Origin of the sequence: Microbacterium sp. CGR2 (genome assembly GCF_003626735.1) — a bacterium.
In the GTDB taxonomy this organism is placed as follows: Bacteria; Actinomycetota; Actinomycetes; order Actinomycetales; family Microbacteriaceae; genus Microbacterium.
The window spans coordinates 1,301,861-1,313,659 of sequence record NZ_RBHX01000001.1 but is presented as its reverse complement, the minus strand read 5'-3'; the positions used below and the strand labels follow the sequence as shown (position 1 = coordinate 1,313,659).

Sequence of the window (11,799 nt, the reverse complement as noted above, 5' to 3'; positions counted from 1 at the left end):
CTCACAGCTCACGCACCTTCTGACGGCGGACGATCCAGATGAAGAAGGGTGCTCCGATGAGTGCGGTGATGATCCCGACCTGGATCTCTTCGCTCGTCGGGGAGATGACGCGTCCGATGATGTCGCTCGCCAGCAGCAGCGCGGCGCCACCGAGGGCCGAGAAGGGCAGCAGCCAGCGGTGGTCCGTGCCGATCAACATCCGGCAGACGTGGGGGATGACGAGGCCGACGAATCCGATCGGACCGGCGATGGCGGTCGCGGCGCCGGCGAGGATCACGGCGCCGAGGGCCGAGAACAGACGTGTGCGGAAGACGTGCTCGCCCAGCCCCTTGGCCATGTCGTCGCCGAGGGCGAGGGAGTTCATGCCGCGCGAGCTCGCGAAGCAGATGAGGGCGCCGAGTGCGAGGACGGGAGCGGTGAGGGCGATCCGCGGCCACTCCGCTCCGCCGACACCACCGATCTGCCACGACTGGAAGGCCTGCAGCAGGTCGACGCGCGGCAGCATGATGGCGCTGATGAGGGAGGCGAAGGCGGCCGAGGTGGCGGCACCCGCGAGGGCGAGCTTGAGAGGCGTTGCCCCTCCGCGGCCGAGCGAGCCGACCGTGTAGACGAAGGCGGCCGCGATGGCGGCACCGACGATCGCGAGGGCCATCTGGCCGTAGGGGTCGGTGAGGCCGACGAAGGCGAGACCGACGACGACGGCGAGCGAGGCTCCGTTCGAGACGCCCAGGATCCCGGGGTCGGCGATCGGGTTGCGGGTGACGGCCTGCATCGTCGCCCCCGACAGCGCCAACGCCGCTCCGACGAGGAGCGCGAGCACGGTCCGGGGCAGGCGCTTGATGATGGCCGCCTGAGCGAGCGTGTCATCCTGGCCCGCGAGAGCGGCGAAGACATCGTCGACGCTCACCGCGCGCACACCGAAGCAGATCGAGAGGATGCAGAGCGCGAGCAGCACCCCCACCCCGACCAGCAGCCAGAGGGTGCGCGCCCACACCGGGCGCCGCAGGTCTGCGGTGCCGGGTGTGGTGGCGGCGACGACAGTGGTCACTGGTGCTCAGATCGAACCGGTGGAGCCGAGGCTCACTGTGCCGCGAGCGGCGCGGCCAGGATGCCGAGGTAGTCGCTGAGGCCCCACGGAATGGACAGCGGCGACGGGTTCGCGGATGCCGCGATCGGCGTGGCATCGGGAAGGATGGCGATGCGACCCTCGGCGATGGCGGGGATCTTCGACAGCAGCGGGTCGGCCTGCAGCAGCGGCACGATCGACTCGTCGCCGTAGGTCACGAACACGTCGACGTCGGCGAACTTGTCCGCCTCCTCCGAGCTGACCGTCAGGTAGAACTCGGTGCTGTCGGCGTTCTCCTCGACGATGGCCGGCAACGGCAGGCCGATGCTCGTGAGGTATCCGGGGCGCGTGTCGATCGCCGTGTAGTAACCGACCTGGCTGAGGTCTGCGGCGTCGAGGTACGCGAAGAGCACCTTCTTGCCCTGCAGCTCGCTGTTGGCTTCGAGGGCGGCATCCGCATCGGCGTGCAGCTCCTCGATGAGGGCGTCGCCCTCTTCGGCCAGGCCGAGGGCGGCGGAGTTGAGCTCGATCATCTCGTCGACCGAGGTGCCCCAGGCGACCTTCGGGTAGGCGACGACGGGCGCGATCTTGGAGAGAGTGTCGTACTCCTCCTGCGTCAGGCCGGAGTAGGCCGCGAGGATCACGTCGGGCTCGGTGTCGGCCACGGCCTCGTAGTCGATGCCGTCGCTCTCGTCGAACAGGACGGGCGTCTCGGCGTCGAGCTCTTCGAGCTTCTCCTCGACCCAGGGCAGCACGCCGTTGTCGTCGTCGTCACCCCACGCCGCCTTGCCCATGCCGACCGGGACGACGCCGAGGGCAAGCGGGACTTCGTGGTTGGCCCACGCCAGTGTCGCGACGCGCTCAGGCTTCTCGGTGATGGTGGTCTCGCCGTAGACGTGCTCCACCGTGACGGGGAACGCTTCGTCGGACGCGGGGTTCCCTCCGGCGGAGGCGGTGGATTCCGGAGCGGACGACGCGCATCCGGCGAGGCCGACAGCAAGAGCTGCCGCGGCGCCGAGGGCGATGAGACGGGAGGTGCGCACAGGCGTTCCCTTCGAGTTCGGGGTGGGAGGTGCGGCGCGAAGCGCGCCGGGCTTTGGTAAGCCTGGCCTAATCTAGCAGAAGGTTAGGTATGCCTCAGTACCCGGTGGTCACATACCCCGGGGTACGCAAAAGCCGGCCGGGTCCAAGAGGACCCGGCCGGCTTCAGGAAGTCAGCGCGCGCTCAGAGAGCGCGGATGTTCGCCGCCTGCATGCCCTTGGGGCCACGCTCAGCGTCGAATTCGACCTTCTGGTTCTCGCGGAGCTCCTTGAAACCGGAGCCGGCGATAGCCGAGTAGTGGGCGAAAAGGTCGTCCGAGCCGTCATCGGGAGCGATGAAGCCGAAGCCCTTTTCAGCGTTGAACCATTTCACAGTGCCAGTGGCCATGTGTTTTCTACTTTCTGTTTACTTAGCCGTTTGCACGGCCTACGCGGAATCGGAACGTCCGATACGCGCGCTTGCTCACGGTACCACGGTTGGCTGGCCAGCGGCAGAGTGCGTCGGATTCTGATGCGCGAGGGCGGCTTCGGTGCGCGTGCTGACGCCCAGCTTGCGCAGGACCGCCGACACATGAACACTCACCGTCTTCACGCTGATGAACAGCCGCTCGCCGATCTGGCGGTTGCTCAGCCCCTCGGCGATCAGGTCGAGCACCTGCCGCTCCCGCGCCGTCAGCACGTCGGCCTCGGTCGAGGCGGGGGACGTGCCGAGCCCGGCATCCCGAGCGAATCGCGCGACGGCGTCCTGCAGCGGCGCGTGCTCGAGTGACGCGGCGAGCGTTCCGGCTTCGGCGAGCGTGACCGCCGCCGCGGCACGATCGCCGTCGTTCACCAGCGTCCGTGCGCGCTCCAGCCGAAGGACGACCCGGAACGTCACCGGGACGTCGTCGCCCTCGGCGCAGCCGATCGCCGCGTCGACGGCGTCGGGACGCGGGTCGAGCAGAGCGAAGAGGATCGTGGACCACGCGTCGTTCTGCAGCTGCGCCGGTTGGGCGATCCACGCGGCACGGACGGATTCGGATGCTGCCGACACATCGACGCCCGACGCGCGCAGCTCCGCGATGATCGCCCCGCCCTCGAGCAGCAACCGCCGCTGATGCAACAGCCTCGGTCGCTCATCCCGCAGCATCTCGAGGATCGCGTCGAGCGCCCGAGGGAGGTCGCCTGCGCTCTGGGCAGCCGCCACCGTCATCATCACGCGGTCGTACCAGATCTGACGTTCCGAGACCCCCGTCTCCTCGAACGCGGGCAGCCACTCCTGCAGCATCTCCTCAGCCTCCGCCGACCGGCCGCGCCACGCCAGCACGCGGACCCGCGTCATGCTCATGTACATCCGGAAGACACGCAGAGTGCCCTGCATGAAGTCGCGTGCGAGCATCTCCTCGACGCGCCCCACCTCCCCGAGCTCGAGCAAGGGCACGATCATGTTCTGCGCCATGATCGACCCGGAGGTGCGCTCCACGCGGAACGCACGCGCACGGCGCAGGCCCTCTTCGGCGACCTCGACCGCCTCTCGATACCGTCCGACGAGTGTGAGCATGTCCGAGTAGTTCACCCGGTACCGCAACTCCGCGTTCGGGCCGCTGGCGAGTTGCCGTGCTCGTTCGTACTCGCGCACGCCGGCGTCGACGTGACCCAGCTGCGCCAACGTGCCGCCGCGCACGTTCGCGGCGATCGACAGCTGATCCGTGCTCGTCGCGTGCGCCGCCGCACGCTCGGCCTCATCGACGAGACGAATCGCCTCCTCGCGATCGCCCGCGATCGCGACGCGGCTCGCGAGGTGGTTGAGCAGTTCTGCACGGAACACCTCGTCGTCGATGCGCTCTTCGGCGACGGCCAGGGCCTGCTGCAGCAGCGGGATGGCACCAAGACGACCGAGGTTGACCAGGTACAGCGCCTTGTTGCGCAGGAGACGCGCGTACCGGCGCGGATCGACGGTTGCCGGATCGATCTCGTCGAACGCGAGGTTCGCCACGGCCAGCGCCCGTTCCCCATCGCCGGCGTTGCGCAGGATCGAGCCGAGCAGGAGCAGCAGGTCGAGGCGCTCCACACCTGCGGCATCCGCGGCGTCGGGTACCCGTGACCACAGTTCGAGCACCATCTCCCCGAAACGCCCTGCACTCGCGAAGGCGTAGCGGGCTTTCGCGTGCCGCATCGCGTGCGCGGCCGCTATGAGAGCACGCCGGTCGTCCTGCGCGAGCTGCCAGTGATACGCGAGGGCGGCGGCGTCGCCGTCGTCGGTGGTCGCGTGCTGCGCCTCCAGCGTTTCGGCGTACGCGCGATGCAGTCGCGCGCGCTCCCCCGGAAGAAGATCGTCATGCACGGCCTCACGCAGAAGCGCGTGCCGGAAACGGTAGTCGTCATCGACGGTCACGAGGATGCCGCTGCGCATCGCCTCGCGCAAGGCCTCGTCGAGTCGCTGCTCGGGCAAGGCAGCGAGAACCGCGACCAACGAGTGCGAAAGCGGCCGCTCTGCTCCGGAGACGACCTGCACGACGTGCCGCGCGTCGTCGCCGAGCCGGTCGAAGCGCGCCAGCAGGAGGTCGCGGAGACTGTCGGGGAGGGGGCCGCTGGAGCAGCACGCCAGCTCTTCGATGAAGAAAGGAACGCCCTCGGCCCGCTCCTGCATGCGTTCCAGGGCGGCGGACGTGATCGGGCGGCCGGTGATCTGCCGGGCGAGTTCGCGCGCGGCGTCTTGATCGAGCCGGGTGATCGCGAGGCGGTCGAGGAGGCGCGCGCGAGTGGCTTCGCCGATGAAGCGGCTCACCGCGTCACCGCGGCGCACGTCGTCGGTACGGCAGGTGATCAGGAGAAGGATGCGACCCCGGCTGAGCGCGCGCAGCAGGAACGACAGCATCGCGAGAGTCGATTCGTCGGCCCAATGCAGGTCTTCGACGACGAGCACCTGCGGGGCGCTCTCGGCCGCCGACTCGATGAGCGACGCGATGGCGTCTCGGAGTCGTTCCGGGCTGGTGCTCTCGCGGTCGTCGGGCGCGGACGCGAGTTCTGGCAGCAGCATCCCGAGAGCCTCGACACCCACACCCACGGATTCGCGTACCCGGTCGACACCGATGCGCCCCACGATCGAACGGAGGATGCCGGTGAGCGGGCCGTAGGGCGTGCGAGAACCACCGAGATCGAGGCACCATCCGACGTGCACGTCGGCGTTCCGGGCGACTTCTCCGCCGAATTCGCGCAGCAGACGAGACTTGCCGATGCCTGCTTCGCCCTCGACGAGCAACGCCGCGAACCCGCCGGCGCGAACGTCGTCGAACTGGCGGCGAAGCTCGGTGATCTCGGCATCGCGGCCGATCATCACGGTGCTCGAAGCGGATGCGGGCATGGACACATCGTGCCACTCCGGACGGACATCTGTGACCGGGCCTGACCCCCGGGTCGCGGGAACGATGCTCACCGCGCCGCGACCGCCGTCGTCTCGCACGGGGAGGCCGTCCGCGTGAGCGCGCCGCGAGCGATCTCCGCCTTTCCGGCCGCCGCCTCCGCGTCTGCCACGCCACCGCCCGGGCGGAAGACCCGGCGCAGCATCCGCCGCACCCTTCCCTCCGGGCGAGGGACGATCTGGTCGGCGTGCTCACGCAGGAACCGGCGCCGTTCGGCGGCGCGGCCGATCTCCTCCTGCTCGAAGGTGCTGACCATCTGGGTGAGATAGGGGTGATCGAACATGGTTTCTCCTCGGCGGTGTGCGATATCCCTACACTCCGCTCTGAGGTGCCCCGCCGACATCGGACGGATGCCCTATCTTTCCCGCGCGTCCGCCTAGGGATGCCGCGGTCGGTGGCGCAGCAGCGCGGCACGCGCCGAGGGCCGCGACTCGGCGGGAGCGAGGATGGCGAGCACGCGCACCAGGGTCATGACCCAGAGCAGTCCGAGTCCGATGACGATCGCCTCCAGCGCGGTCACCGAGTACACCCCGAACGGCACCCACAGGGCGACGGCGATGACGATCAGAAGGATCACACCGATGGTCGTGATCACGAGCGCGCCGGGGCGCCCCGGAACCGTGGCGACCGTGGCGACGCCGGCCACCGCGAACAGCATGAGCGTCGAGAACGCGGCGATGTTGTGCGCGACCTCCACCTGACCGAGCGGCAGCAGCCCGACGGCAGCCAGGGCGGCACCCGCCAGAGCCCACAGCGCCACGATCCAGGCGATGCGCAGGAGGGGCGCGTCGCCGAGCATCCGGTGCAGGTCCCGACCGATGTACGCCCCCACCGTGGCGATCAGCAGCCCCGCCACCACGAGGGTGCCGTTGAACGCCCATGACCCGTCGCCGTTCCCGAGCTGCGAGAAGTTCTCCTCCCACCACCGCGGGTCAACCGCGGTGACCATGGCGAACAGCGTGCCGATCACGAGAAAACCGAACAGCAGCCCGGCAAGATCTGCCGTGCGCAGCCCGATGCCGGCACCGAAGGCGAATCGCCCACCCACCGCCGAGGCGACCCCGGTCAGCAGGCCGCCGCCCACCCCCGCCAACTCGAGACCCTGGAGGCCCGCCGCAAGGATCTCGCCCGCGAGGAGAACGCCCATCATCGTCACCGCCCCGAAGGCGACGGTCAGCGCCGCTGCAGAGAGCATCGAGACCGCGGCCTGCCAGCGGGGCATCGCCCTCGTCTCGCCACGACGGTGCATGCGCGTGCTCACGGCGAAGGCGGCGGCGGCCACGACGCCGGCGATGACGGCCGCCGGCAACGCGAGTGAGTCCGCACCGGTCAGCGGCCGCGGATCGCCCCGCAGCAGCACGACGCCGGCGCCCGTGCCCACGACGAAACAGACCACGGTCGCCCAGACGGCCCTCGTCTCGCCGCGCAGCCGCTGCTCCGTATCCATGTGCCCATCGAATCACGCAGCGCCGACGCCCGACATCCGCTCCGCCGCGATCTGCGGACGAGGCAGACCGGCATGAAAAGGCCCGAGCGGAGCGTGAGCTGCCGTTCGGGCCTTTTCTGCGTTTCTCCGGTCAGGCGTCCACGTCGCCGCGCCAGGAGCCGGTCTCGACTCCGCGCTTCTCGATGAACTCCTTGAAGTTGTCCAGGTCCTTCTTCACGGCGTGCGATCCTGCGCCGACGAGCGACCCGACCTTCTCGAGCAGCCCCTCGGGCTCCCAGTCGATCTGCACCGTGACGCGCGTGGAAGTCTCGGTGAGCTTGTGGAAGGTCACCACTCCCGCGTGCTCCGTCTCCCCGCCGATGCTGTTCCAGGCGACGCGCTCGTCGGGATGCTGTTCGGTGATCTCGGCATCGAACTCGCGCGTCGCGCCGCCGACTTTCACCTTCCACCGGGTGTGGGTCGGGTCGATCTGGGTGATGGACTCGACCTCGTCGAGGAACTCCGGGAAGCTCTCGAACTGCGTCCACTGGTTGTAGGCCGTGCGGACGGGAACGTCGACGTCGATTGTCTCGATGATCTGCACCATGTGATGCTCCTCACTGTTCGTCGTTCGTGTGTTCCCATTCAGCCGGCACACGTCGGAATCGGCGAAGGGGTTGACAGCGGGGCCTGTGGACCCCTCGAGCAGAGCGGATGCCGTCAGGCCGCCAATCGCCCCACTGCTCGCGCACGGATGAGGACGGTGGTCCCGTCGGAGTAGGCGACGGGGAGTTCCTCCACGGCCACGACTTCGATCGTCGAAGGCTCCGCCCCGGCCAGACGCGCGCGCTCCGTGGCCTCGGCAGCGGCATCGTCGCGTGATGCGCGGCGGTCAGTCGGATCGGCCCGGTAGATCTTCTCGATCTGACCGGCGACCTCACCGAGAGCCGCACCCACGGCGTTCGCCGCACCGAAGTGGTCCGGGCGGATGAGCGATGCGACTCCGTCGAGCTCGGCCGGCGCGATGATGCCTCCGCCGCCGACGAGGATCACCGGCACCGGCGCGGCGTTCGGCTTCATCCGGTCGATGGAGTCCTCCAGCATCGCGCGCATCGCGTCCCAGGCGTCGGATCCGAGCTGAGCGTCGACGACCGGCACCGGCACGCGCCCGATCTCGGCACCGCCCACAGCCAGTGCGACATCGGTGGCCGTGAGGATGCCGCCGCCGAACGCCAGCGCTTCTTGGGGCAACCGGTACCCGACACTGTCCGGGCCGATGGCGACGGAACCGCCGGCGGAGTGGATGACGGTGCCGCCACCGAGCCCGACCGAGAGCACGTCCGGCATCCGGAAGTTCGTGCGGATGCCGCCGATCTCCACGGCATGTGCTGATTGACGGGGGAAGCCGTCGACGAGCACCCCGATGTCGGTCGTCGTGCCGCCGATGTCGACGACCAGCGCGTCGGTCGCGCCGGAGAGGTGCGCGGCGCCGCGGATCGAGTTCGTCGGTCCGCAGCCGATCGTGAGCACCGGGAACTCCAGCGCGTACTCGAGCTGCATGAGCGTGCCGTCGTTCTGACCGAAGTAGGGCGTGGCAGGGATGCCTCGCTCGCGCAGTGCGGCGACGAAGCCTGCCGCCATCTGCGTCAGCGTCTGCATCAGAGCCGCATTGAGAACGGTCGCGTTCTCACGCTCGAGGAGCCCGAGCGATCCGATGCGTGCCGACCGGGAGACCGGAACGCCGAGCTCCTCCGTGACGATCGCGGTGACGCGCTCCTCCTGACTCTCATCGATCGGCGCGAAGACACCCACCACAGCCACCGCGTCGACCTCGCCGCGCATCAGACCGCACGCGTCGCGCACCGACTGCTCGTCGATGGGAGCGAGCACTCGGCCGTCGACCTCGAAGCCACCGGTCAGCACGTGGACGTGATCGCCCATCGCGCGGCGCAGGTCGTCCGGCCACCCCTCGAGAGGCGGAACCGCTGTGGTCGCCGGGGCGCCGAGCCGGAGGATTCCGACGCGCCCGAGACCACGCCGCTCGACGATGGCGTTGGTGCAGTGCGTCGTCCCGAGCATCGCGTGCGCGATCAGGGCAGGATCGATTCCGGATGCGGCGAGCACGGCATCGATCGCGTCCGAGACGCCGTCGCCGGTGTCCTGGGTGGTCGGTCGCTTCACCGACGCGACGACGGCCAGCCGGTCATCGAGGATCACGGCATCCGTGTTCGTTCCACCGACGTCGATTCCGATGCGGTACCGGGGCATCAGGCCGCCTCCCCTTCGGTCGTCGTGCGTACGCCGCGGCCTCGCGGGATGTCCTCCACCGGAATCCAGTCGACGTCGTACCCGAAGTGCGCGGGCCCTGCGGTGCGGAGGCCCATCGGCGTCCGCCACTTCTCGTGACACGGAATCGCCACCACCGCGACGCGCGCGCCGTAGCGGAGCGACTCGGTGGTGATCGGCATCCCCGTGGCCAGGTCGAGCACGGCGATGAGATCGGGGGTGACCGCCGCCAACTCCCCGTCACGACGGGCGAGCAGCATCTCGTTCTGGAAGTCGAGACGGAAGACGCTCCCCCGATCCGCACCGACACCGTCGAGCTCGGCGGCCCCGCGGGTGAACCCGCCGTCGACAGCGCGCTGCAGGTCGGCGACCTTGCCCTCGAACAGACGCAGCGCCCCGAGATCGTCGCAGAGGGCGTCGATGCGCTCGTCGTCGCGAAGTTCTCGGCCTGCGGCATCCTCGCCCCGCAGAATGCGACCGATGCGCTTCGCCAGCGTCAGAGTGCCGGGGATCGCGCACTCGCGCACGACGTCGCCGCCGTAGGCGTAGTCGATCATGGTCGCGCCTCCTCCCATCTCGACCGTCACCGCGCGCGCGAGACGCTCAGACCACGCCCCGTCGACAGGCCGGCTGACGACCTCGTTGCCGTGGTGGTCGACCATGACGGTCGCTCCCGGGCCGTACCCGGCGAGATGGAAGGTCACCATCTGCGCCTCGGGGAAGGCACGGCCCATCGCGTCACCGTCGACCACGGGGAGTCCGGCGAGGGCCGCCGTCGCGATCGGGATCATCGAGTTGCCGCCGCCGACCTCGATCGGCATCACCGCAGTGGGTCGGCGACCGACCGCGCGCTCGATCGCCGTGAGGGCTGCGAGCAGTTCGGACTCGGCCTGAATGCGCTCGACACTCACCGACGGCGCTCCGATGCCGCCGATGGGCACGATGAAGTCGTCGGCCGTGAGATCGTCGACGTCGATGAGGGGCACCGGCCCGTGCAGGCGGATGAGCCGCTTCGCCATCAGAGAGCCCACGTGCGGGTCGCCGCCGCCGCCGGTCCCCAGCACGGCGGCACCGAGCGCGATCTCGTCGATGTCGGCTTCGGTGAGATGCCTGTCGGTCATGCGTGTGCTCCGTCGCCGAGACGAGCAGTCTCCTCGACGTGGGGGGATGCCGCGGCATCCGGTTCCGTGCGGCGACGCAGCGGCACGAGAGCGAGGTAGACGAGGAAACCGACGAGCAGGCCGTCGAGGGCCGAGATGGTGGTGAGCGTGAACCAGCCGAAGCCCGGTCCGTCGGCAGGATTGGTCGTCGCCACGGCGACGAGGATGCCGGCCACCCAGGCCGCCACCGACCAGCCGTCGACCGTCGGGACCGCTGCGTCGTGCGCCCAGCGCGCGCCCTTTCGGCCCGTGAAGTACGCCGCCAGGTAGACCCCGCCGTACGGGGCGATGATGACGCCGATCACCAGGATGAACTGCACGAAGTAGTCGGCGGCGCCGATCACGCCGACGACGATGCCGATCACGCCGAGCACGACGGTCACGATGCGGCGGTCGAGGCGCTCGCTGATCGCGGCGAACGCGAGGCCGGCCGAATAGAGGTTGGTGGTGTTGGTCGTCCACTGAGCGAGGATGAGCACGATGACCGCAACGCCACCGAGGCCGAGCGCGAAGAAAATCGCCATGAGTTCGGTGCCGTTCATGACGCGGGCCAGCACGATGGCGACCACGAGGATGATCGAGTTGCCGAAGAAGAACCCGACGAAGCCGGCGATCATGGCCTGCTTCGGGGTCTTCGCCCAGCGCGCCATGTCGGGAGCGAGGACCACGCCGAGGATGAAGATGCCCATCACCAGCGAGACCGCGCCGCCGAAGGTGAAGGTCGCCTCGACGGGCGCGTCCAGTCCCGCGGCGCCGTTGACGGTGAAGGCGACGACGATTCCGACGATCAGCAGCAGGAGAAGCAACGGGACGGCGAGTGAGCTGAGTCGATTGATCGAGCGGTAGCCCCAGAATGCCGTGATGGCCATCAGCACGGCGCCGATGCCGGTGAAGACCTGCACGGGGACGTCGATGCCCGTGAACTCCGCGAACGCGATCTGGGCGTTCGTGCCGAAGAACCCTGCCTGGACGGCGAACCAGCCGATCAGGCTGATGGCGATCGCCAGCGCGAGGATGGCGCCGCCGATCTTGCCGAAGACGGCGCGGGAGATCATGGCGCTGCTCAGTCCGGTGGCCGCGCCGACATAGGCGCAGGCCATGGCCAGGAGGCCCAGGAGCAACGAGCCGAGCATGGTGGCGGCGATCGCCGGCCAGAACGCCATCCCTGCGGCGAGCGCGACTCCGAGGAACGCTCCGGACAGATCGATGCCGATGGCGATCCACACGGTCGCGATCGACAACCAGCTCTTGCGCTGGTCCTGCGGCACGATGCCGTGTTCGTAGTCGGTGGTGGTCATCGTGCGCTCCTTCAGGAGGTGGCCCTGCGAAGCCGCCCGGGGGATTCGGGTTCCCGAGAAGGCGGGCGGCTCGCAGGGCTGGTCATGGGGTGCCGGCGGGTGATGCCGACTGTCGTGCGGT

The 11,799-nt window shown here is 69.3% G+C and carries 10 protein-coding genes; all 10 read right to left on the bottom strand.

Going from position 1 to position 11,799, the window contains the following annotated elements:
• Nucleotide 1: 1 nt before the first annotated feature.
• Complete coding sequence (locus D7252_RS06650) at nt 2-1,048, bottom strand: iron ABC transporter permease (protein WP_120774657.1); 1,047 nt, start codon at nt 1,046-1,048, stop codon at nt 2-4.
• Between the two features lie 32 nt (nt 1,049-1,080).
• Nucleotides 1,081-2,109 (bottom strand): iron-siderophore ABC transporter substrate-binding protein, encoded by a 1,029-nt coding sequence (locus D7252_RS06645; protein WP_120774656.1) that lies wholly within the window; start codon nt 2,107-2,109, stop codon nt 1,081-1,083.
• Between the two features lie 182 nt (nt 2,110-2,291).
• Nucleotides 2,292-2,495, bottom strand: coding sequence for a cold-shock protein (locus D7252_RS06640; protein WP_017831237.1), 204 nt, complete (start codon nt 2,493-2,495; stop codon nt 2,292-2,294).
• 75 nt (nt 2,496-2,570) lie between these two features.
• Nucleotides 2,571-5,450, bottom strand: a complete 2,880-nt coding sequence (locus D7252_RS06635) for a helix-turn-helix transcriptional regulator (RefSeq protein WP_147406701.1) — start codon at nt 5,448-5,450, stop codon at nt 2,571-2,573.
• 68 nt (nt 5,451-5,518) lie between these two features.
• A complete protein-coding gene (locus tag D7252_RS06630; RefSeq protein ID WP_120774654.1) occupies nt 5,519-5,791 on the bottom strand; it encodes a hypothetical protein in 273 nt (90 codons plus the stop codon).
• Nucleotides 5,792-5,884: 93 nt separating this feature from the next.
• Entirely contained in the window at nt 5,885-6,955 is a 1,071-nt protein-coding gene (locus D7252_RS06625) for a DUF998 domain-containing protein (protein WP_120774653.1), read from the bottom strand.
• 130 nt (nt 6,956-7,085) lie between these two features.
• A complete protein-coding gene (locus tag D7252_RS06620) occupies nt 7,086-7,541 on the bottom strand; it encodes an SRPBCC family protein (RefSeq protein ID WP_120774652.1) in 456 nt (151 codons plus the stop codon).
• Between the two features lie 113 nt (nt 7,542-7,654).
• Complete coding sequence (locus D7252_RS06615; protein WP_120774651.1) at nt 7,655-9,202, bottom strand: hydantoinase/oxoprolinase N-terminal domain-containing protein; 1,548 nt, start codon at nt 9,200-9,202, stop codon at nt 7,655-7,657.
• On the bottom strand, nt 9,202-10,341 hold the full coding sequence (locus D7252_RS06610; protein WP_120774650.1) for a DUF917 domain-containing protein: 1,140 nt from the start codon (nt 10,339-10,341) through the stop codon (nt 9,202-9,204). Before D7252_RS06610 ends, D7252_RS06615 begins: the two co-directional genes overlap by 1 nt.
• Nucleotides 10,338-11,678 carry a cytosine permease gene (locus D7252_RS06605; RefSeq protein WP_120774649.1) on the bottom strand — a complete coding sequence of 447 codons (1,341 nt, stop codon included), beginning with the start codon at nt 11,676-11,678 and terminating at the stop codon, nt 10,338-10,340. The genes D7252_RS06610 and D7252_RS06605 overlap by 4 nt, the downstream gene beginning before the upstream one ends.
• Nucleotides 11,679-11,799 lie beyond the last annotated feature (121 nt).

What these genes read in the sequence shown, in the direction of transcription:
- D7252_RS06640 (WP_017831237.1), bottom strand. Translation starts at nt 2,495, where the DNA reads ATGGCCACTGGCACTGTGAAATGGTTCAACGCTGAAAAGGGCTTCGGC.
- D7252_RS06635 (WP_147406701.1), bottom strand. Translation starts at nt 5,450, where the DNA reads ATGCCCGCATCCGCTTCGAGCACCGTGATGATCGGCCGCGATGCCGAG.
- D7252_RS06630 (WP_120774654.1), bottom strand. Translation starts at nt 5,791, where the DNA reads ATGTTCGATCACCCCTATCTCACCCAGATGGTCAGCACCTTCGAGCAG.
- D7252_RS06625 (WP_120774653.1), bottom strand. Translation starts at nt 6,955, where the DNA reads ATGGATACGGAGCAGCGGCTGCGCGGCGAGACGAGGGCCGTCTGGGCG.
- D7252_RS06620 (WP_120774652.1), bottom strand. Translation starts at nt 7,541, where the DNA reads ATGGTGCAGATCATCGAGACAATCGACGTCGACGTTCCCGTCCGCACG.
- D7252_RS06615 (WP_120774651.1), bottom strand. Translation starts at nt 9,202, where the DNA reads ATGCCCCGGTACCGCATCGGAATCGACGTCGGTGGAACGAACACGGAT.
- D7252_RS06610 (WP_120774650.1), bottom strand. Translation starts at nt 10,341, where the DNA reads ATGACCGACAGGCATCTCACCGAAGCCGACATCGACGAGATCGCGCTC.
- D7252_RS06605 (WP_120774649.1), bottom strand. Translation starts at nt 11,678, where the DNA reads ATGACCACCACCGACTACGAACACGGCATCGTGCCGCAGGACCAGCGC.